Source organism: Oceanispirochaeta sp. M1 (assembly GCF_003346715.1).
GTDB lineage: Bacteria > Spirochaetota > Spirochaetia > DSM-2461 > DSM-2461 > Oceanispirochaeta.
The window spans coordinates 1-21,976 of record NZ_QQPQ01000058.1; the positions used below are offsets into that span (position 1 = coordinate 1).

Below are 21,976 nucleotides of genomic sequence, written 5' to 3' on the forward strand. Positions count from 1 at the left end.
TTGCTTCCTTCAGTCCCTTCCGTTACCAGAAACGCCCTTGCAATTCGGATTGACTTCCCCTGATCAGGGTGTCTTCTCTATCTTTCAAGAGATCGGGTTAGCCAGCCTTGCTGGGCAAACTAAAAAAAAGCTGATCTTCTTGATCAGCTTTTTTTATTCGGTAAATACCCGAAGGTATCCCTTGAAACCGGTGTTTCTACAAGAATCAGATATCCCAGATATCCTCGAAGGAATGACTCTTCTCACAATATTTACAAACAAATCGTGATTCGTTGGATCTGAGAAAGTATGTTTTAACATGCTGATGTTTTTCAGGATGGGAGATACAGTTTTCATTCTTACAGGAGATCTCTTCAAAGTTATAGATCTGTGGAGGCATATGAAGTCTGAACTTCTCCTGTACAGATGCTTCTTTGACAATATTCAGTGTACATTCGGGTGCTATGGCCGCCAGCTTCTTGATTTCAGTATCGTTTAATTCCAGAACATCCGGCAGAGAAATGATCCCCTTATAGATTGATCTGTCATTGGAGTGAAAGACACCGTGGGAGCTGCGGCAGTTAAGTTTCAGGATTCGTCTGATCTTATCGATCTGATTCCATATTGTTTCCTGATCTTCACCGGAGCTGATATGATCGATGACTATCCCGTTATCCACGGGCTTGATGCCTATCTTATAGCGGTCTTCCACACGACTCTTACGGGTAACAGCAACTTTTTCAATAAATACTTTATCTTTTTTGACTTTGCGCAGACCTTCACCGTCAAAATCAGCTCCAATTTTTCCACCGCACATTGAGATCTCAATGGTTCTGGTGAAAAAACCGTTTACACTCTGCTCATCCCACCCGTTATAGCTGGTATGATCCAGGAAATCGGGAATTACAGGATAAACTTTATGCCTGGGGAGTGGATGATAGAACTTGGAAGCTGCAGGAATCTTATCCAGGAACTCCTTGCGAAATGTAACAGCTTCCCGGAGCTGATGCTCTTTTTCCTTTACCTTGTCACCCATGCGTTCAAGCTGAAGGCGGGTAAAATACCAGATATCGGCTATATCATCCTGATTTAGATATTCTTCAATGGTTTCAAACTTTCTTATTTCAAATCCGTTTTCAGCCATTCTGCGTTCGTAATGATCAGGCATAGAGAGCTCTGCAGGTGCAACAAGATCCACTTTGACCTTGTCAAAGACTCCCAGTCCGTCAACCTTGGAATGAATGGTTCTGCCATGATACAGATCACCGGTCAGAACAATATGAATCTCACTGCTATCCCAGTTTTTTTTCTCCAGGAATGTGAACTCATCCAGAAACTCCTGAGTGGGATGTTCATGTTTTCCATCTCCCCCGTTAAGGAAGGCAGCCTTATCGTAATTCATCTTACGGGCATATTCTTCAAGCTCTTCATCAAGAAAGTGACACACACCCTCTTCTCCGGTTCTCATGATAAACAGAGAACGCTTACTGTATCCGAAAAGCATTTTAATTGTGTCGGAATAACTCTCCTGCTTGGCGAAAGAGGATGTTCCCGCATCAAAAATATTGAGCTTGATATCATGAAACTGACAGGCATTTCTAAAAGACTCTTTGGTCCTTGTACTGTTCTCCATGAAGATAAGATATGCAGACATATCGGGATCAACAATCCTGAACTCTGAAACATCTTCATTATTCAGATATTTCTTTTTCAACTCAGCCGTTTTTCTGTAAAGATAGAGCTGCTCATCCCGTGAAAGATCATTAACAACACCGATGGTTCTTCCTGCAAAGACATTCTTCATACTAGTTCCAATACCTCTTAAATAGTTTTATTCTGTTGTTTCCGCTTCACTAAGACTGTCGGCCTTAAGTGCTTTAACAGTGCCTGAATCACTCTGTACCAGAATAATTCCGTCTACAAAAACCAGACCTGTATCAGGGTGAACATTGACCGTACTGAGTTTCTGTAAATCAAGGGATTTTGAGAACATGCCGACAGACCAGTTCTGCTCATTTCGGGTAATCATAAATAGATTGTCCCCCTCTGTCCATATAGAGCTGCCGGGATAAATTTCATTCTCCCCTTCTTTCACAACTTCAAGGGTTTCGGGATCAAGTATCAAGGCTTTGACTCTGGCGTTCTCTTCATTTTTTCCTGCTATAACGATTAGTCCTTCAACGCCTTCTATAAAGGATGTTCCTCTTATGCTGTTCAGTTCGGATTTCTGCAGGATTTCTCCGGTTTTGGTAACTTTCAACAGAGAACCGAATGGAGCAGGATCTGCTGATTTATCAACAAAGATAAACCAGAAGCCTTCGGGAGGGACCTGGTCACCGCTTGAGAGAACAACTCCCTTTTCTTTGGCAAGTTCATTCTCATCCCTGGCAATATCCTCTCTCATTTCGACGACTTCTTTCTGCTCGTCATCAATCTGTTCCTGTGTCTCCTCAACCGCTGCCTTTTCTTCTTCAACGGCGGCCTTCTCTTCTTCTACTTCCGCTTTTTCTTCTTCAAGCTGTTTGACCTCTTCCTGAATGACCAGCTCTTCGGGGGATCCTTCATCGACCTGTTCAAGCTCTTCCTTCTTCTCTTCCAGCTGCTGATCTATAACTTCTTCTTTTTCCTGGACGGCAGTCTCTTTCTCTTCTACGGCTTTCTTTTCTTCATCAACAGATTCCTGTCTTGTATCCAGCTCATCCTCTCTGATTTCAACCATCTCTTTGCGGCTGTCCAGAGCCTTGTCATCCTCTTTCTGCATCTCTTCGATGACTTCAGGCTCAGAGATTGTGGAGGTATCCAGTGAACTCTGAATTGTGCCGTCACCGGATTTAAGAGGAATAACGATACGTGATTTACCGGCCCATTCTGAATAATGAGTTGAAAGTCCTGCAGAATTTTTTTCCAGATTTTTTAAAACACCCTCTTTATACCGCGAGGAGTAATGATCAATATTTTTATAATAAACTGCATTGTAATAGGTCACAAACTCAGCCAGAACAGCAGCATTGCTGTCAGAGTATCCAAAGGTTGCCTTTAAATAGGTCGCAATAATAGATCTGAGGTTGCGTATATGATCCACCGCTGCATCGGGAAGGATAAAAAGGATATCACCATCCAGCCCTTCCTTGATTTCAGGCTGATAGGAACGAATAATTTTATATTTGTTTCCATATTGGATCTCTGTTCCATCCTGGGAGGCCAGAAAAGATCCGATCCCGCTGATCTGATCCATTGTATTGAACTCTTCAGGAGCAGTAGGACCGACATAGTTTTCAAAGATGATTTCACCTTTTCTATCGCCCACACTCTTCAGTTCATCTTCAGAAACACTTTGACCAAAAACAAAGACAGTCGAAGTTATCAGGAATAACAAGGGTATTATTTTTTTCAAGAGAGTCCTCCGGGAAAGAATCATTCAAATTACAAATTGAGTCATTACCACATATTATAGAGACAAATGATTGAAATTTCAGCCGGTTTTTTTAAAATGAACTAAGCTCTTTACGGATTTGAGTTGTTACTGCCTTATCCAGGGCACCCTGCTGCAATTCTGCAAAGAAATTCATCATGCTGATAATAGATTTATTTCCGTTGTACTGAGCAAGTAGAGAGGCATTACGCACGGTAGAAAGAGTCAGGGTTCTGTTCAAGGGGTAACGAGCTCTGGATTTTTTAAGAGCCAGCATGCTTCTGCCGTCACGATCCAGTCCGATCCGCCCCAGACCGTCCAGCAGCAGAGAGAGATTGTCAGGATCAGTTTCCACAGAGCTTAAAAATAAGAGACTCTCACGGCTTTTCAGATTTCCCCATTTGCTGAGGATGCGATAAATTCTGAACCTGCTGTAGGAATCAAGACTTTCCCTGTGGACATCATAGGAGACCACATGACTGTCTGAAACGATTTCCTGCAGGACCAGATCGTAATCCGGATTCTTTTGAATAAGTTCCTGAAAACTCTGTGCTGATTCAAACTCGGATAGGATTTCATTCAAGTAGGCAGGATTAGCCGAGAGAAGAGGCAGCAGGGGAGCGCCCCCTCTTTCGGCAAACTTTTTCAGCCTTTCCGCTTCACCTGGTACAGAACTCACGGCGCTGCTGCGGCCCGGATTGCTCCCGTTCTGATAGAAAGGATCATAGGCATCCTCACCCGCTTCCAGTGCTTCCATAAACCAGTCCTGACGGCCGGCAATAATTTTCTTTTCATAAGTGATTAAGACATGTTCATCCGCATATATTGTCCCCTCATCCAGAGGAGAGTCGGCGGGTTTGAGTTTGTGATCTGAAATATCCAGGATCTTCCATGCGCCCCCCGGTGTCTCCCAATAGAGATGTGGTTCGGAGAAAACCATATGCTTTATTTCATCATTTATTACCGAATCCATGGTGCCGTCTGATAAAACTACCGAAGTTTCTCCCTGTCCTGAGACAAGGAGTGCCTTATGGGTTGCAAATATTTTATCAACAACCCCGGTCCAGTCCATTTCCCAGACCTGGCAGCCCTTACGGTCCAGGCAGAGAATGCTGTTTGATCCTGTAAGTATATAAATTGTTCCATAAGGATCGGCGGCAGGAGGCAATAGAGGTTCATCCTTCAGAGCCCTTCTCCAGAGCTCACGCCCACCGGGACTGATAGAAACAAGATCATTCTGTGATGTGAGAATCAATATACTGCCGTCGGGAGATATGACTGTAAAACCTTTTAGTTTACGCCCTGGTCTGTAGCTCCAGTACTCCCTGCCTGTGTCACTGTCCAGACAGTGCAGAGCCCTGTCATCAGCAGTACTGTAGATTTTCCCTTCCATTCCCTGAGCTGGTGCTGTGGTAAGCACACCTGCTATGGCTGTTTCCCAGCTTATGACTGTATAAATTGGAATTAAAATTAAAACAGCCGCCAGCAGCAGAGATTTCCGGGAAGTAAAACTCATTTATGTCTGAACCTGACTACTGTTTCCATATGATGAGTCTGGGGATAAAAATCAAACCCTCTGGCCGACTCAATCTCATAGCCGCCTTCAATAAGCTCTTTTGTATCTCTGGCCTGAGTGACAGGATCACAGGAGACATAAACAAGCCCCGGAACTTTCATACGGATAAGAAATTGACGAACTTCCGGCGACAGTCCTGTTCTGGGTGGATCAACGATTATGAAGTCGGTTTTTTCACCCTCATGCATCGTAAGCCATTCTTCAAGGGACTGTCCGAAAAACTCGAAATCCGATCCTTTCATATTATTAACATAATAACTTTCTGTTTCAGGATTCAGTTCAATACCCGTAATTTTGTTATAGGTCTCTTTAAGAAAAACAGAAAAAAGCCCTACTCCACAGTAGAGGTCCATGGCATGATTCGAATCAGATTTTGATTCATCACTGAACTCAACAATATAATCCAGCATCTCAGGGAGAAGAGAGAGATTACTCTGGAAAAAAAGGTCCGATCTGAATTGTATATTCTTTCCCCGGAGTTCAATGCTTATATTTTCCCTCTCTCTGCCGGACCAGTATTCACTGTCAGTACCAAAGAATATTTCCCTGTCCTTTTTAATGGTTTCTGAAGAAGAGAGAAATTTATCCAGACCGGGAGCGAGAACGGGACAGGATTTGAGCTTGATAACCGAATCAGAACCTCTCTTTTTAAATCCGCAGCCATCAGCAGCTTTATGAAACTGCACTCGGTTGCGATAGGCTCTCGGCTCTGATGCAGCAAAGTAAAAATCCTCAGCCAGTTCCAGGGATGAGAATTTCCTGAAATGCTCTCTTACAAAAGAGGTTTTCAACTCCAGTTGTTTCTCATAACTTATATGTTGGAAATTACACCCGCCGCAGCGGCCATAATAGGAACAGAAAGGTTCGACACGATAGGGAGAGGTTTCATGCAGCTGAAGGACTCGTCCTCTGGAGAATTTTTTCCCCTGCTGTACCAGTTCAATATCTGCAGTTTCCCCTTCCAGCACAGCCGGAACAAAAACGACTTTTCCCTCTATTCGAAACAGGCCGTCTCCACCGGGAACGACTTTTTCAGCACGCACTGAATTATATTGAGGATTAACAGTAGAACTGATAGATGATTTCTTGCTTTTCATTTTCTTCATAGTGTAATAGTATATAATTCAGTTCTGATAATAAATCAACGGAATAATAAATGAGCAAAATAAACGAGAAATTTAAGCAAAATATAGCCAGCATCCCTACAATCAAAAGGCTACCATCCTATCTGAACCTTGTAAAGCGGGCTTCTTCGGATGGTATTCAGATCATCTCTGCAACTAATATTGCCAAAGAATTGGATCTTGAGCCCATTCAGGTTCGGAAAGATCTGGCTGTTACAGGTATAATCGGGAAACCCCGAATCGGATACAATGTGGAAGAGCTGGCTCTTGCACTTCAGTCCTTCTTAAACTGGAATGTAAAGCATAAAGCTATTGTTGTGGGCTGCGGAAACCTCGGTTCTGCCCTTATGAACTATGGAGAACTCAAAAATCATGGTTTAACAATAGTGGGAGCTGCCGATGCCAGTCCTGAAAAGATAGGCACGGAAAAGATGGGGGTAAAGATCTCAGCAGTAGGTGATCTCCCCGGGCTGATTAAAAGGACAGGTGCAACCATGGTTATCCTGACTGTACCGCCTGCACAGGCTCAGAATGTCGCTGGGATACTGGATGGAACAGATATCAATGCCATATGGAATTTTACAAATGTAAAGCTGAAAATTGCAGACAGAATTCTTGTTCTCATGGAAGATCTCTCCTCCGGTTTTGCGGTAATCTCATTCCACCTTCCCTTTTATAAAGAAACATAAGAGATATTCAGTCGAATCAGTATCAATAATTTGCGGTTCATTGGTGGATATCTTATCTTTAAAATATTCTATCATTATGGAAGCGCCATGGACCAGCAGATTGGATTACTGACAATAAGTATTACTGTCGTACAATTTTTCCTGACACTCTCTTTTTTTTACCTTCGGAAATATACTCCTGTAAAAAAGACAGCTACTTTGGCTTTGATTGGTGCCTTATTAACCCTTGTCTCTACCATAGCTCTGCTTTTAAGGGGTTTTTTGAATAACAGGTACTTTTCCCTTTTTGTTAATCTGGGTGAAATGCTGGGCTATTCATTCTATTGTCTCAGTATTTATCATTCAACTAAATTGAAAAAACCAATCATCCTGTTTGAAGCCCTTGCCCTCCTCATGTTTCTGATAACATTGTATTTCTTTATTTTTAAAGGAAATATTGTTTTAATGAGGGCATTGAACTCATATATAGTAAGTATTGTACTACTAAAGACCGGCACTTCTCTCATCATGTATAAAGACAATTCTAAACCGGAGTCGGCGAATGTATTGGCACGATTCATTCTACTTGCAGGCCTTTACTTCATATTCAGAGGATCTTACCGTCTATTTATCGGTTCAAATTTCATCAATTTCATGAGTGGTGATTACTTTGTTAAAATATCTCTTCTTATGTATAGTGTGATTTCAATTATTCTGACTTTCAGTATATTCTTTTTATCTTTTGATTTTATGATGGCTGAGCTTGTCAAAATATCTATAAGAGATCCCTTAACAAATTTGTATAATAGACGTTTTGCCTTTGAACAGGGTGAAATTCTAATTATCAGAGAACAACGAAATAAAAAAGGCTTTTGTCTGGCCATTTTAGACCTGGATAATTTCAAGTCTATAAATGATAATTTCGGACATGACATGGGAGATGAAGTTTTGAGATTTTTTGCAGATCTGCTGCAGAATAATTTGAGAGAAACAGATCTGATCAGCCGTTATGGAGGAGAGGAATTTCTGATTATACTACCGGAATCCTCTCTCACTGATTCTACAATAAGACTTGAGTATATTCTTGATCAATGCAGGAAGTTTGCAAAAGAGGGCTTTAATACTGCGCTCTCCTTCAGTGCCGGTATTGTACAGCTGAGTAAAGATGATACTGATCTTGCGACCCTCATCAGTAGAGCAGACGAACTCCTTTTCAAAGCCAAGCATAATGGTAAAAACCAAATACAGATTATGAAAGGTAAATAGAGTTGATTAAAAAAAGGTGAAAAAAAATCCCGGGATAACCCGGGACTTAGAAAGGAATCTTAAATTTGACTAAATAGTCATTCTATTATGTGATCCACCATACATCTTATCTCTCACTGCTCTCACATCGTCACTGTCCAGATACTCTTCAAAAGTCATGCGTCTGTCGATGACACCACCGGGAGTAAACTCGATAATTCTATTGGCAATTGTATTGATAAACTGATGGTCGTGGCTGCTGAATACAACAATACCGTTGAACTTCATCAGCCCATCATTGAGACTTGTAATGGATTCCAGGTCAAGGTGAGCTGTGGGGTCATCCAGAACAATCACATTCGCCTTACTGAGCATCATGCGGGACAGCATGCAGCGAACCTTTTCGCCCCCTGAAAGAACCTTTACTTTCTTCAGAGATTCATCTCCGGAAAAGAGCATTCTTCCCAGAAAACCTCTTACATAGGCATCATCCTGCTCTTCAGAGTATTTCCTGAGCCATTCTGTCATATTTTCATCTGTATCAAAAAAAGCTGTATTATCTTTAGGGAAGTAGGACTGACTGGTGGTTACACCCCAGCTGTACTTACCCGTATCGGGCGTCATATTACCCATTATAATTTCCATAAAAGCTGTTTTTGCCTGGTTGTTAGGGCCGACAAAACCAATTTTATCTCCATTATCAATTTTAAGATCCCAGTTCTTGAACAGCTCTTCGCCATCTATTGTCTTGCTGATATTATCAGCTTCCAGAATAATGGTTCCCGGCTCCCTGTCTGGTTCAAACCCGACAAATGGGAAACGGCGGGAAGTCTTGGGGAGTTCATTGAGTTCCAGCTTATCCAGTTCTTTTTTACGGGAAGTAGCCTGCTTTGATTTTGAAGCATTGGCAGAGAATCTCTGAATAAAGGATTTGAGTTCGGCCGCCTTGGCTTCTGACTTCTTGGCCTGATCTTTTCTCTGCATTGCAGAGAGCTGACTGGCCTGCTGCCAGAACATATAGTTACCTGCAAAGATCTGAATCTTGTTGTAATCGATGTCAGCAATATGGGTACAGACCTTATTAAGAAAATGCCTGTCATGGGATACAACTATAACGGTGTTCTGAAAGCCGTATAGAAAATTTTCAAGCCAGCGGATAGACTCGATATCCAGGTGGTTGGTGGGTTCATCCAATAGAAGAACTTCGGGATTTCCAAAAATAGCCTGTGCCAGAAGGATACGGACTTTGTAGGTATCATCCACATCTTTCATCAGCTTATCATGCATATCAACACCGACACCAAGACCGGCAAGCAGCGTTGCGGCCTCACTCTCAGATTCCCATCCGTTAAGATCGGCAAACTCCCCTTCCAGCTCGGAGGCTCTCATACCATCCTCGTCGGTAAAATCCTCTTTCATATAGATGGCATCTTTTTCTACCATTATGCTATAGAGTTTTTTATGCCCCATAATGACGGTGTGCATGACTGTATGTTCGTTAAAGGCATAGTGATCCTGTGCAAGTACAGCAAGTCTTTCACCGGGAGGCAGTATTACATCACCCGAATCCTGCTCAATTTCGCCGGATAGGATTTTTAAAAAAGTTGACTTACCGGAACCATTGGCTCCGATAAGTCCGTAACAATTGCCTGGTGTGAACTTTATATTCACATCCTTAAAAAGAAATCTCTTACCGAAAGAGAGAGTTATATTACTTGCTGTAATCAAAAGGATCTCCTGTTCATTTACTATTTATTTTCGCAATAGAAAACTTAGTCATAAAGTCCGCTAATGTCAATAGTTATTAAGGGGTGCCGGCATCATCCGACAGGATTCTCAGCTGTAAAAAAAAGAGACAAAAAAAGGGGACTTCTGTAACACAGAAGGCCCCAAACACAAATATGCTTTAAAGGAATAAAATTAACAATTCTATTTCCCTTAAAATTAATTTCTAATTACAGCCTGTGCTGCTGCCAGTCTGGCGATAGGCACTCTGTAGGGAGAACAGGAAACACCATTAAGTCCCGCTCTGTAGCAGAAATCGATGGAATCAGGATCTCCGCCATGCTCACCACAGATACTGGTCTTCAACATGGGTTTAGTCATGCGTCCCCGCTGAACACCAAGTTCAACAAGCTGACCTACACCGTGCTGATCCAGAGTCTGGAAGGGGTCGGCGGCCAGAATTTTCTTATTGACGTATTCGGGAACAAAGCTGCCTACATCGTCTCTGGAAAAACCAAAGGTCATCTGAGTCAGGTCATTTGTACCGAAGGAGAAGTAATCGGCGTATTTAGCAATATCTTCTGCAGTCAGTGCGGCCCGGGGTATCTCGATCATTGTACCAATCTGATATTCAACGGACATTCCTGTCTCTTCGAAGACTGAAGCGATTACTTTTTCTGCATTTTCCCTGAGGGGAACGAACTCTTTATAGGTTCCGACTAAGGGAATCATGATTTCGGGAAGAACCTTGATGCCCTCTTTCTGTACCTTGACGGCGGCGCGGGCGATAGCCTCTACCTGCATGTCGTAGATTTCGGGATAAGTGATACCCAGACGGCATCCTCTGTGTCCCAGCATGGGGTTCTGCTCTTCCAGTGAGTTCAGTCTGATCTGAAGATCCTCTTTGCTGATTCCGATGATGTCGGCCAGCTCGGAGATATCTCTCTTGGAACGGGGAACAAACTCATGGAGGGGAGGATCAAGGAGTCTGATATTAACGGGCATTCCGTCCATGGCTCTGAAGATTCCTTCAAAGTCTTCTACCTGAAGTCCCATTATGGCTTTCAGAGATTCGACTCTCTGTGCCTTGCTGTCCGCAACAATCATGATGCGGAAAGATTTGAGTTTCTCTTCATCGAAGAACATATGCTCAGTACGGCAGAGACCGATACCTTCGGCACCGAATTCCCGTCCCTTCTCAGCATCCTTGGGAAGGTCTGCATTGGTTCTGATACTAAAACCATCGGCAATGCCTTCTCTCTTAGCTGTCTTTCTTACTACATCAGTCCAGCTGAGGAACTCATTCAGATTTCCAGAAAGCTCGGGCTGTACCAGGTCGATGGCGCCTTTATAGACAAGACCGTCTGTTCCATCCAGGGATAACCAGTTACCTTCCTTGAATACTTCGTCACCCACAGTAAGGGTTTTCATTTCTTCGTTAATGACCAGTTCTTTACAACCGGCGACACAGGGTGTTCCCATTCCTCTGGCAACTACAGCCGCGTGAGAGGTCATACCGCCTGTGGACGTCAGGATACCCTGAGCCACATTCATACCGGCAATGTCTTCGGGAGATGTTTCCTGTCTTACCAGGATGACCTGTTCCCCTTTAAGGAACCAGGCTTCCGCTTCTTCGGCATCAAAGACGATTTTACCGCAGGCAGCACCGGGAGAGGCTTCGAGCCCCTTGGCGATGGGAGCAATATCTGTCTTGACTTTGGGGTCGATCATGGGGTGCAGCAGCTGATCCAGCTGTGTGGGAGCCACTCTCATGATGGCTTCTTTCTTATCGATCATTTTTTCTTTAACCAGGTCTACGGCAATCTGTACGGCTGCCTGACCGGTTCTTTTACCATTACGGGTCTGAAGAATAAAGAGAACGCCATCCTGGATGGTGAACTCCATGTCCTGCATGTCTTTGTAATGACCTTCGAGTCTGTCTTTAATTTCAACAAGCTGTGCATAGACTTCGGGATTACCATCCTGCAGGGTTTTCAGTTTCTGAGGCGTACGGATACCTGCAACAACGTCCTCTCCCTGAGCATTCATCAGGTATTCACCGTAAAAATAGTTTTCTCCGGTTGAAGGATCTCTGGAGAAACAGACTCCTGTTCCTGATGTATCACCGAAGTTTCCGAATACCATGGACTGTACATTTACAGCAGTACCCTTGAGACCTTCGATCTTGTTGATTTCTCTATATTTATCTGCTCTGTCGTTCTTCCATGAACCGAATACAGCATCGATGGCACCCCAGAGCTGAACCTTTGGATCCTGAGGAAAAGGCTCTTTTACAGCATCTTTATATACTGCAAGGTATCGTTTTACTACTTTCTTAAGGTCATCAGTATCGAGATCGTTGTCATTTTCAACACCCTTCTCTCTTTTTACTGAATCCAGAGCACCGGTGAATGCTTTATGGGGAACTCCCTTAACAACATCACCGAACATCTGGATAAATCTTCTATAAGAGTCCCATGCAAAACGCTCATTACCGGAACGGGCAGCCAATCCGGCAACAGCCTTTTCTGTAAGACCAAGGTTCAGAACAGTATCCATCATGCCGGGCATGGAAACAGCAGCACCGGAACGTACAGATACGAGTAGAGGATTACTGGGATCACCAAGCTTCATACCCATTTCAGTCTCAAGTTTTTTAAGGTGATCTTCCACCTCTTTTACAATATAGTCGGGATAGCTTTTATTATTTTCGTAGTAAACTTCGCATACATCGGTTGAAATTGTGAAACCGGGAGGGACGGGAATTCCGAGATTTGTCATTTCTGCAAGGTTGGCACCCTTTCCACCAAGGGTATCTTTCATTTCAGCCTTACCTTCTGCAGTTCCGCCGCCGAAAAAGTAAACAAATTTGTCTTGACTCATTATGGTCCTTCTTTATTTATACAAAATTACAAATTATCCTGTGATAAAAAGAATAATCCGCATTAACTCATGTAAAAATAAGCCTGTATTGTATATCTGTCAAGAAAAGAAAGGGTTTATAAAACAGAAAAGCTACACATATGTGTAGCTAATCCAACACTGTCTAAAATAACAGCTATTCATTTGTATAGCTGTCTATCAGAACAAACTATACATATGTTATGTATCAGGCAACATATGCATCAAGATACTGAGTTCTTGAGGGATGCTGCAGTCTTATTATGGCTTTTTTCTCAATTTGTCTGATTCTTTCCTTTGTCAGACCGAACTGATCACCGATTTCCTTTAGGGAAAGAGGCTTTTTACCGTTAAGACCAAATCTGCGTTCCAGTATTTCCGATTCTTTGTCTGTAAGAGTTTCAAGAGCTAAATTGATATCTTCTGAAAGAAGCTGTTCCATAACATAAGCATCGGGTGCCTGATACTGATCATCTTCGATAAAATCACCAAGAACACTGTCTTCACCCATTGCCGGAGCTTCAAGTGATACAAGATCACGGGATATATTCATCAATTTCTTTACATCAGCCACAGAAACGCCTACATTGGAGGCAATTTCTTCTGCATCAGGATCTTCTCCGTTGACCTTTGTCAGTTCTTTTCTCACCTTCTCGATCTGAACCAGTTCATTAGCTCTATTGAGAGGGAGGCGAATCATTCTTGATTTTTCATAGATGGCTTTAAGGATGGACTGTCTTATCCACCACACGGCATAAGATATAAAATGATAGCCCTTATCCGGATCATATTTTTCGATGGCATTAATCAGTCCGATATTACCTTCACTGATCAAATCATCAAGAGGAAGACCCTGGTTCTGATATTTTTTGGAAACATTAACTACAAATCTCAGGTTTGCACGTACTAGTTTGTCTTTTGCAATCTGATCTCCGCTTACTGCTTTTCTTGCTATGTCATCTTCCTCTTCTCTTGTAAGAAGGGGGATTTTATTTATTTCTTTAAGGTATATAGAAAGTATGTTGCTGTCGTCGTTGTATTTTGTGTAGGCCATGTTGGTCCTCCTGCCTATACATAGACAAGTACTGTGCCAACTTTAAAATTAGAATCAATAATCCACTTAATTTCTTACAATACATGTAATTAAACAATCACTGATAATTGGGTTGGATTTTATGCAAGGATACAGGACAAGCCTATTGAGTCATATCGACCCACTGAAGGTATTCCCGGCCAAGACTGTGTCAGAATGAACCTTTCAACAGATCCTTGAGGCTTTTAATGCCTCCGCAGCACTGCCTGTAGGGTACACCGCTGTTGCAGAAACACTCATCTCCCCCTTCCAGACTGCATTTATTCCGGAAATCGAAGCTTATAATGCATTCTTCTTCGGCTACAAAATAGGGAAAGACCAAAGTGAAACTGTAATAGGAGCGGATTTTCTGTTCTGTGTCTATTTGACTCAAATTCCTGGTTTGTCTGTATTCAGTCCAGCTGTCAGCGATAATCTGGTTAATTACGTCCTTCTCAGCCTCCGAACAAAATCTCTGCTGTGTTTTTCTTTTCAGATATCGTTCAACCTGTATTGAAAGAAAAGCCTGGTAATCATCTTCTATTGATGATTTTTGAGCTTCCATACCATATTCATTCAATGAAGGATGTTCTATATTCCTGAATTTAAATATACGAGCTTTTATTTTGTGACTGCTGTTTACGGCTATCATAGTTTGAAAATAATAATTTAAATGCTCTGAAGCAAATGATTTCCACCATTTTTTCTTTCGTTTTTTAGACTCTCTTTTTTCTTGACCACGCCCTTCAGAATCCTTATATTATCAGAAGTAATCATTAAATAGCATTGAGAGGAACTATAATGACAATTAAACCTTTAGGCGATCGCGTTCTACTGAAAGTTGTAGAAGCAGAAACTAAAACAGCATCAGGTCTGTATATTCCTGAAACTGCTCAGGAAAAGACACAGACTGCTACTGTAGTAGCTATCGGTGATGATAAAGACCTGATCACAGTAAAAGTTGGTGATAAGGTAATGTATGATAAATACGCCGGAACCACCATTAGTATCGATGATGTTGATCACCTGATCATAAAGATGCAGGATGTCATCGCTATTGTAGAATAATTCTTCCTATAGAATATAAAAAAAAGCTGCTTCACAGATGTGAGCAGCTTTTTTTTGTCCGTAAGTTAATTCAGGATTATTTAATACCCTTCAAAGCCTTCACATATTGAACTCTCTGGTAATATTTTTTCTCTTCATCATCTTCAAGACTGAGAAGACTGTAGAAATCAGAGATTTTTTCAAATTCCTTTCTATCCATCCACTCTTCTGTTTCTTTAATAATGGCTGAAAGTTCCCCTACACCTTTTTTATACAGCACTGAACAAAACTGTACAGTATTGGCACCCGCGAGAATAAGCTTAATAGCAGATGAAGCACTGTGAATCCCTGTTGTTGCAGAAAAATCACAGTCAACAAGATCAGAAAGGATACCGGTCCAACGGAGAACTGTACTGTAATCATCCTCATTGGAGAGGGGGTTACCCATTTTAAACTCAAGAGTTTCAATATCGATATCGGGTCTGTAAAAACGGTTAAAAAGTACAACCGCCGAGGCACCTGCCTGACGTATTTTATTTACGATCTCAGGAAGAGAACTGAAAAAAGATCCAATTTTGACAGAGACCGGAATATTTAGAGCACTAACAGCTTTTTTTACTATTGAGAGAATCTTAGCTTCCACCTCTTCAGGGCTGTCTTTAACAGAGACTGGAACCAGAGCAATATTCAGTTCAATACCGTGGGCACCCATTTTTTCAATACGCTGAGCATAATCGAGCCACCATTCGTCACTGTAGCAGTTAAGACTGGCAATGACAGGTATATCTACTGCCTGCACAGACTGCTCAACAAATTCCAGATATGCATCGGGCTGCTGAAGCATTCCCAGATGATTGATGTATTCCATGGCTTCGGGATGAATTGAATAGGTATCAAGTGAACCGTCTTTAGCTGCAGCATTTGCAATATCCTCTTCGAAAAGAGATTTAAGAACCACAGCACCGGCACCTGCTGCCGCAGCTTTTTTAACTTTTTCCACCGAATCTGTCAGACCGGAACTGGATATAATAAAGGGATTTTTTAATTCAAGTCCCATATATTTAGTACTAAGATCAGCCATCTACCACTCCTTAAGTATAACAATTATTATTTCTTGAATATTAGCTCTTCTATCTATATAAAAGCAACATATCATATTTCATAAATAAAATTCTCCATATCTTCCAATACAGTATCAAATCTTTTCCTTGATCGTAAGGTTTCGGGGAGGGAGCGGAGAAAAACCGTTCCATAGTTTTTATTGATAACCCTCGAATCCAAAACAATAACAGCGCCTCTGTCTGTCTTGCGGCGCATCAGCCTACCGAATCCCTGGCGAAACTTCATTACAGCCTCAGGCAGAGAAAGCTCTCGGAATGGATTCCCACCCCTCTTCTCAATGGCTTCAAGCCTGGCCTGATATACAGGATCCGTAGGGACCCGAAAAGGAAGTTTGCATAGAATAACCAGGCGCAGGGATTCACCGGGAGTATCGACTCCCTCCCAGAAGGAATCTGTGGCAAACAGTACACTTTGAATATCTTGAGTAAAATGATTAAGCAGCCTTGCCCGATCCTCACTGCCTTGTCTTAGCAGACTTACTTCCGGCAAAGACCAGTCTTCAAGGATATTGTCGTAACAATATTTCAGCAGTTCATAGGAAGTGAACAGAACTAAAGCCCTACCCTCATTGCTCTGCAGAAGCTTTCTGATAGACTGCATCAGCACTTCACGGTACTCAGGGGCAGAAGGTTCAGGTATATCTTCAGGAAGCCCCAGGAGCACATTTTCCTTATAAGGAAAGGGTGAAGCAAACTGTCTGGAGACAAGACGCTCGGAAATCTGCTGATCCAACCCCACTCTTCTCTGCCAGTAACTAAACTTATTATCCATGGTCAGAGTAGCCGATGTGAAAACAACAGAGCTGTAGGAATCATATATTCCGGATTTCATCCAGCCGGATATATCAAGGGGAGTGATCAGAAAACGGATAAAAGACTTACCGTCCCGCACCTTCTTTTCCAGCCAGAAAACCCCATCCTCATCTTCAGCATCAAACTGGCTGAACTTATTCAGAAAAACTGAATATTTATTTAGGCGGTTCAGTATCATTTTAAACTCAAGAACCACAGTATTTTCCTGATCCTCTTCACGGATCAGATCGTACCACTTATTCAAAAATCCAATAAACTGTGACAATTTTTCTCTTGTAAGCAGCAGGGGTTCCCTGATTTTCCTCAGATAATCGGGATGACTGTTATCCTGAAGTCTTACTGTTGATTCACCGGGAAAGAAATCAAATGCCAGAGCATCAAGTATTTCTGCCTGTGCTCTCAGGTCTCTGAGGAGCTCGGGAAAAAGCACCCCCTCTGGAGGGGGCTGAATGGCTTCAAGTCGAATAAGGATTCCACCGGAGCGGCCTTTTCTCTGCTTATATAGACGCTGCAGATATTTCATCAACTGGATTCTGTTGTACTCTTCAGAAAAATAACTGGTAGCACTGTTTTCAATATTATGTGCTTCATCAAATATTACTTTATGGTAATGGGGTAACAGAACAGTCCCTTCAAAACCGAGACCGCTTATCCTGAGAGACATATCTGCAAAGTACATATGATGATTGACAACCAGTATACCGGCGGCAGCAGCTTCCCTTCTCGACTTCATTACAAAACAATTTTCAAAATATCGGCAGCGTGCCCCGAAACAGGCATCCGCATCGCTGCAGACTCTGGACCAGATTTCATCGGGAGGAAGAAATGGAAGTTCAGAGATACTGCCTGTGGGACTGCTCTCTCCCCAGTCCTTGATCTGAAGAAGGAGATCACTCTTTTCTCTGAAGAGTGAGTTCTCCTCCAGGGCTTCGGAGAGACGGTTTCTACATAGATAATTCCTACGGCCTTTAACAAGTACAGCCTTTACATCGGTACCGCACAGTTTCTGAGCCAGAGGAAGATCCTTCTCCATCAGCTGTTGCTGAAGGTTTATGGTGGCTGTGGAAATAACAACACGCTGTTCATTGGCATCTGCCCATTTAAGTGCCGGAACAAGATAAGAAAAAGATTTTCCGACCCCAGTACCAGCCTCGGCTACAACAATTTTTTCCTCGTTGAATCCTCTGGTGATTGTTTCCAGAAGTTCTATCTGACAGGGTCTCTCCTCATAATAAGGATCGATCTCATCCAGAGGCCCCCCGGGAGCGAGAATACCTGAAAGTTCTTTCTCATCAAGCAGAACATCAGGGCTGTATAGTACGGGCTCTACAACGACGTAAACTGCATCTATTGAGTTATTCACAATATAAAAGCCGATACCCTGGTTTCCAAGCATTGAAGCCTGAGTAAGATCGGCATCACTGGGTCTCAGAATCCCTGAAGGGTGATTATGAATAATCACATCTCCCTTCTCCATATGCTCCATTACCGCGGGTACAGCACTCTCGTGTCCACGAGCCGCTGTTTTTACTGCCGAGACAACTTTGTCTTCATCGATAGTCCCGACCCAGAGGACTTCGTTTCCGTCACATTCCTCTATATCTGCAAACATCTTGTCATGTACATCGGCTCTAAAACGGCCGGTAAGATCAGTGGGCATCATGGCTGTACTCCGGTAATGTAAAGAGAAAACGGGCACCCTGTGCATAGCTTCTGTCCAGCTTGATATCACCTTTCATCTGCTGAAGAATTTCCCAGCAGATGCTTAGTCCAAGACCGCTTCCGCCATAACGCCGGGCCAGCCCCTCTTCCCCCTGCCGGAATCGTTCAAATATAATCTGATCTTTTCCAGAAGAGATTCCAGGACCTGTGTCCTCGACAAAAAAAACTATATTATTCAATTCAGGATCATATGAAAAAATCCCAAATGAAATTTGTCCGTACTCAATAAATTTCATGGCATTATTCAGCAGATTCTGCCATATCTGATGAAAACGTTCTATATCTGTATTCAGATAAATATTCTCAGACATCTCATCAGGAAGACTCCAGCACAGCCTGATCTCTTTTTTGGCTCTGTCATCCATCAGTTTTCTGTAAACAGTATAAAGATTCTGCAAAAGACTCTGTATGTTAACCTTCTGTATCTGCAATGAGATGCTTTCATTCTGAATCCTGGAAATATCAATAATATCTGAGATAATAGAAATCAGCTGATTTGAACTTTGTCGTATCAGCTGAATATGATTGAGACGTTCTTCGGTATTTTCATCATCCGGAAGATCTTTAATAAGAAGTCCTGTAAACCCGAGAATTACATTGAGGGGTGTTCTTATTTCATGAGATATATTTGCCAGAAAACTTGTTTTAAGACGATTACTCTCTTCAGCCTTCTCTTTGGAGAGGATAAGTTCCTTTTCGATCTTCTTCCGCCAGGAAATATCTGTCATCATCCCGATAAGGCAGGGTTTACCATCGTAATCAATTCCCATTCTGCCACGCATAAGCACCCAGAATCTGCTTCCGTCTTTATGATTAACAAGGAACTCTTCTTTCAACGGAGTTCCATCCTTATCAGCACTTTTTAATGCACTTGTCAGCTTCTTCTGGTCTTCCTGTGTAAAAAGTTCACGCAGATAACTGTTATTGCCTGTATGGTCTGTGAGACTGTGCCCTGTCATCTCCTCCCAGATTGAGGAGACCTCCAGCAGATCTCTTTTTGGATAATAACGGAACATGCCGTCTTTTACGGCGGCAAGAGTCTGTGTATAAAAGAACTGGTCCTTCCTCAATTCGGCTTCTGTATTCCTCAGATCCTTGAGGGGACTGAGGACAGCCTCAAGAAAGACTCCTCTATAGAGACTGTGATACGCCAGTGCCTTGAGAATATAACTGATGATTATCAGAGAATGAAATCTGCCCTCATTCAATGCAAAAATAAAAATAGAACAGGCAGAAAGTAAAAATGCAGTTGAAATTAGAAGATCAGATTTATTATTTCCACTCTTGAAAAATGTGAATACAGAGTATATCCCAAGAAGAAAAAGTATTGAGATCATGACAGAACTGATTTTCATGTAAATTGTGAAGCCGCCGGATACAGACACGCAGGCAGGAAAAAATCCAGTTGATATCATTACAATGATAATTATGGGCAGCACAATACAGAAAACCGCACAATGAACGAGGGAGATTTTCCTATAATGCAAATAAATGATTGCAGCCAGACCGAAACTCTCAATAATTCCTGTACCATGCCAGAACTGTACAGCCATATTTTCAGTAAAAAAGAAAGTCTGCTCCAGACTGACCAAATGCATCAGATAAAGGGAAGTCGCTGCAAAATATACATAGCTTATAAGAGTCAGAACCTCCGACCTGTAAAAATGGTCGGTTTTTCGTATAAAAACGATAAGAGTCCATGCAGATAGAATTACCCAGCCCTGAATTATGGAACGACCGAGAACAGGAATATAAAATGCACAAAGATATAAAGAGCTGACAGTACCAAGCAATATAAATATGGATGATAGTGATTTTTTATTATTAATTGCCCCATAGGGAAATCTTTTAGAGTCTGACTTTATGTTATCTTCCATTTACATCAAGTATAGCAGAGCCTCATTACTTAGGCAGTAAATAGTTGATGCAATTTATCTTCATTTATTGACAAATTGGTATTAAATGTATACTTTTTTCAAAAATATACATTTAATACTCTTTATGCCTGACAGTATATTAGAAGTATTATCAGTAGTCATACTGATATAAAGAGGAAAGGAACCAATGGTAGTCATGAAATTCGGAGGAACCTCCGTACAGAACAATATATGGATTGATAAGGCGCTCAATATTGCCGAATCCCAGTTGGACAGGGCTCCGGTTCTTGTGTCTTCAGCTATGGGTAAAACCACAGACTGTATTCTCGAACTCATCGAGCTGGCCGAGTCCGGAAGGATGGAGGACTCTGTTCGTCCTTTTGAAGAACTGAAGAGCATACACCTCCAGGCTGCCTACTCTTTTCTCAGTGCAGGGAATCTAAAGGAATGTGAAGATAAACTTCATATCCTGTTTTCAGACTTTATTTCCTTTCTTAAGGGTCTTTCACTTTTAAGAGAATGTTCTGCAAGAAGCCGTGATGCCCTGCTCTCATTTGGAGAACGTCTGTCTACAACGATTATTACTCACAGAGCTATTGAGCGTAATATAGAAACAACCCTCCTTGATGCCAGAACCTTCATGCTGACAGATGAAAATTTCAATGCGGCTGTTCCCCGGATGGAAGAGACAATGGAACTGATTAAAACTAAGGTAAAGCCTGCAGCTGGAAAACTTATCGTAACTCAGGGATTTATCGCCGCCACTGAAAACGGTGTTACTACAACTCTCGGACGCGGAGGGAGTGATTACTCCGCAGCCATTATCGGGGCAGCCCTTAATGCAGAAGAGATTCAGATTTGGACTGATGTAAACGGAATAATGAGTTCTGATCCCCGCTTTGTAAAGGGTGTGAAAACCATTGCTTCCATTACCTATGCAGAGGCCGGAGAGCTTGCATACTTCGGAGCCAAGGTAGTTCACCCTGCAACAATTCAGCCTGCCGTAGGAAATAGGATTCCAGTACTTGTGAAGAACACAGGAGCCCCGGAACACCCCGGCACAACCATAGAGCATAAACTGAGCGGAACCGGGTTGAAAGCCATTGCCTCTAAGAAAGGGATTACTCTGATAAATATCTCCTCTTCAAAGATGCTCAATGCCTACGGTTTTCTGAGCCGTATCTTCGCTATATTTGAAAAACATAAAACCCCGGTTGATCTGATTTCCACATCAGAAGTTTCGGTTTCAATCACTATTGAAAACTGTGATTCTCTTGAAGCGATTACTGAAGAGATCTCGTCCATAGCCAGTGTTTCTGTGGAACAGGGAAACAGCATAATCTGCCTGGTTGGTCAGGACCTTTGGAAAGATTCACGCTTCATATCCAAGGTATTTGCATCACTTGAAGATACTCCTGTACGAATGATTTCTCTGGGATCATCGGATATAAACCTTTCGGTTGTGGTTCCTCAGGAAAAAACAGATAGCACCATTCAGACCCTGCATGATGCCTTTCTGGGATAGCTCTTATATAAGTACGCTGTCGGCACGAGACAAATAAAAAAGGGGGCTGTTGCAAAAGTCTAATTAGACTAAAGCGACAGCCCTTTTCTTTTTCAAAACAATTATTCGAAAGTCTTTAAATGTAAAAAGGGGCCGCAAAGCGACCCCATCGTGCTACAATTTGTTTTAC

General features: G+C 42.2%; 15 protein-coding genes. 4 read left to right on the forward strand and 11 right to left on the reverse strand.

Going from position 1 to position 21,976, the window contains the following annotated elements; all coding sequences use genetic code 11:
• Window positions 1–205: 205 nt before the first annotated feature.
• The 4 genes from pyrB to DV872_RS23640 all read right to left on the reverse strand — a co-directional run bounded on the left by pyrB (window position 206) and on the right by DV872_RS23640 (window position 6,073).
• A complete protein-coding gene (gene pyrB / locus DV872_RS23625) occupies window positions 206–1,783 on the reverse strand; it encodes an aspartate carbamoyltransferase (RefSeq protein WP_114632439.1) in 1,578 nt (525 codons plus the stop codon).
• Between the two features lie 27 nt (window positions 1,784–1,810).
• Window positions 1,811–3,373, reverse strand: coding sequence for a P83/100 family protein (locus DV872_RS23630; RefSeq protein WP_158547153.1), 1,563 nt, complete (start codon window positions 3,371–3,373; stop codon window positions 1,811–1,813).
• Between the two features lie 91 nt (window positions 3,374–3,464).
• Complete coding sequence (locus tag DV872_RS23635) at window positions 3,465–4,907, reverse strand: PQQ-binding-like beta-propeller repeat protein (RefSeq protein ID WP_114632441.1); 1,443 nt, start codon at window positions 4,905–4,907, stop codon at window positions 3,465–3,467.
• Entirely contained in the window at window positions 4,904–6,073 is a 1,170-nt protein-coding gene (locus tag DV872_RS23640) for a class I SAM-dependent RNA methyltransferase (protein WP_114632442.1), read from the reverse strand. The genes DV872_RS23635 and DV872_RS23640 overlap by 4 nt, the downstream gene beginning before the upstream one ends.
• Window positions 6,074–6,123: 50 nt before the next feature.
• Here DV872_RS23640 and DV872_RS23645 point away from each other — a divergent pair, with 50 nt between their 5' ends.
• Window positions 6,124–6,780: a redox-sensing transcriptional repressor Rex gene (locus DV872_RS23645; protein WP_114632443.1), complete on the forward strand. Its 657-nt coding sequence runs from the start codon at window positions 6,124–6,126 to the stop codon at window positions 6,778–6,780.
• Window positions 6,781–6,867: 87 nt separating this feature from the next.
• The gene (locus DV872_RS23650) at window positions 6,868–8,025 is read left to right on the forward strand and encodes a GGDEF domain-containing protein (RefSeq protein WP_114632444.1); all 1,158 of its coding nucleotides are present in this window, start codon (window positions 6,868–6,870) and stop codon (window positions 8,023–8,025) included.
• Window positions 8,026–8,094: 69 nt separating this feature from the next.
• Here the strand turns inward: DV872_RS23650 and DV872_RS23655 are convergent, their stop codons facing one another.
• From DV872_RS23655 to DV872_RS23670, 4 genes are all read right to left on the reverse strand, one after another.
• Window positions 8,095–9,732, reverse strand: coding sequence for an ABC-F family ATP-binding cassette domain-containing protein (locus DV872_RS23655; RefSeq protein WP_114632445.1), 1,638 nt, complete (start codon window positions 9,730–9,732; stop codon window positions 8,095–8,097).
• A 216-nt stretch (window positions 9,733–9,948) separates the two neighbouring features.
• The gene (gene ppdK / locus DV872_RS23660; RefSeq protein ID WP_114632446.1) at window positions 9,949–12,612 is read right to left on the reverse strand and encodes a pyruvate, phosphate dikinase; all 2,664 of its coding nucleotides are present in this window, start codon (window positions 12,610–12,612) and stop codon (window positions 9,949–9,951) included.
• Window positions 12,613–12,838: 226 nt separating this feature from the next.
• Complete coding sequence (locus tag DV872_RS23665) at window positions 12,839–13,684, reverse strand: RNA polymerase sigma factor RpoD/SigA (protein WP_114632447.1); 846 nt, start codon at window positions 13,682–13,684, stop codon at window positions 12,839–12,841.
• 190 nt (window positions 13,685–13,874) lie between these two features.
• Window positions 13,875–14,354, reverse strand: a complete 480-nt coding sequence (locus DV872_RS23670; protein ID WP_114632448.1) for a hypothetical protein — start codon at window positions 14,352–14,354, stop codon at window positions 13,875–13,877.
• Window positions 14,355–14,503: 149 nt separating this feature from the next.
• Here DV872_RS23670 and DV872_RS23675 point away from each other — a divergent pair, with 149 nt between their 5' ends.
• Window positions 14,504–14,770: a co-chaperone GroES gene (locus tag DV872_RS23675; protein WP_114632449.1), complete on the forward strand. Its 267-nt coding sequence runs from the start codon at window positions 14,504–14,506 to the stop codon at window positions 14,768–14,770.
• A gap of 76 nt (window positions 14,771–14,846) precedes the next feature.
• On the opposite strand, the gene DV872_RS23680 is transcribed toward DV872_RS23675, so the two are convergent.
• The 3 genes from DV872_RS23680 to DV872_RS23690 all read right to left on the reverse strand — a co-directional run bounded on the left by DV872_RS23680 (window position 14,847) and on the right by DV872_RS23690 (window position 20,282).
• Window positions 14,847–15,830, reverse strand: a complete 984-nt coding sequence (locus DV872_RS23680) for a dihydroorotate dehydrogenase-like protein (RefSeq protein WP_114632450.1) — start codon at window positions 15,828–15,830, stop codon at window positions 14,847–14,849.
• Between the two features lie 71 nt (window positions 15,831–15,901).
• Window positions 15,902–18,346 (reverse strand): helicase C-terminal domain-containing protein, encoded by a 2,445-nt coding sequence (locus DV872_RS23685; RefSeq protein ID WP_158547154.1) that lies wholly within the window; start codon window positions 18,344–18,346, stop codon window positions 15,902–15,904.
• The gene (locus tag DV872_RS23690) at window positions 18,333–20,282 is read right to left on the reverse strand and encodes an ATP-binding protein (RefSeq protein ID WP_114632452.1); all 1,950 of its coding nucleotides are present in this window, start codon (window positions 20,280–20,282) and stop codon (window positions 18,333–18,335) included. Before DV872_RS23690 ends, DV872_RS23685 begins: the two co-directional genes overlap by 14 nt.
• Before the next feature lie 187 nt (window positions 20,283–20,469).
• Here DV872_RS23690 and DV872_RS23695 point away from each other — a divergent pair, with 187 nt between their 5' ends.
• The gene (locus tag DV872_RS23695; RefSeq protein WP_114632453.1) at window positions 20,470–21,807 is read left to right on the forward strand and encodes an aspartate kinase; all 1,338 of its coding nucleotides are present in this window, start codon (window positions 20,470–20,472) and stop codon (window positions 21,805–21,807) included.
• Window positions 21,808–21,976: the final 169 nt, after the last annotated feature.

Excerpts from the sequence above, each read along its gene's own strand:
- DV872_RS23680 (WP_114632450.1), bottom strand. The coding sequence starts at position 15,830 with ATGGCTGATCTTAGTACTAAATATATGGGACTTGAATTAAAAAATCCC.
- ppdK (WP_114632446.1), bottom strand. The coding sequence starts at position 12,612 with ATGAGTCAAGACAAATTTGTTTACTTTTTCGGCGGCGGAACTGCAGAA.
- DV872_RS23640 (WP_114632442.1), bottom strand. The coding sequence starts at position 6,073 with ATGAAGAAAATGAAAAGCAAGAAATCATCTATCAGTTCTACTGTTAAT.
- DV872_RS23695 (WP_114632453.1), top strand. The coding sequence starts at position 20,470 with ATGGTAGTCATGAAATTCGGAGGAACCTCCGTACAGAACAATATATGG.
- DV872_RS23665 (WP_114632447.1), bottom strand. The coding sequence starts at position 13,684 with ATGGCCTACACAAAATACAACGACGACAGCAACATACTTTCTATATAC.
- DV872_RS23675 (WP_114632449.1), top strand. The coding sequence starts at position 14,504 with ATGACAATTAAACCTTTAGGCGATCGCGTTCTACTGAAAGTTGTAGAA.
- DV872_RS23670 (WP_114632448.1), bottom strand. The coding sequence starts at position 14,354 with ATGATAGCCGTAAACAGCAGTCACAAAATAAAAGCTCGTATATTTAAA.
- DV872_RS23690 (WP_114632452.1), bottom strand. The coding sequence starts at position 20,282 with ATGGAAGATAACATAAAGTCAGACTCTAAAAGATTTCCCTATGGGGCA.
- DV872_RS23645 (WP_114632443.1), top strand. The coding sequence starts at position 6,124 with ATGAGCAAAATAAACGAGAAATTTAAGCAAAATATAGCCAGCATCCCT.
- DV872_RS23650 (WP_114632444.1), top strand. The coding sequence starts at position 6,868 with ATGGACCAGCAGATTGGATTACTGACAATAAGTATTACTGTCGTACAA.
- DV872_RS23685 (WP_158547154.1), bottom strand. The coding sequence starts at position 18,346 with ATGATGCCCACTGATCTTACCGGCCGTTTTAGAGCCGATGTACATGAC.
- pyrB (WP_114632439.1), bottom strand. The coding sequence starts at position 1,783 with ATGAAGAATGTCTTTGCAGGAAGAACCATCGGTGTTGTTAATGATCTT.
- DV872_RS23635 (WP_114632441.1), bottom strand. The coding sequence starts at position 4,907 with ATGAGTTTTACTTCCCGGAAATCTCTGCTGCTGGCGGCTGTTTTAATT.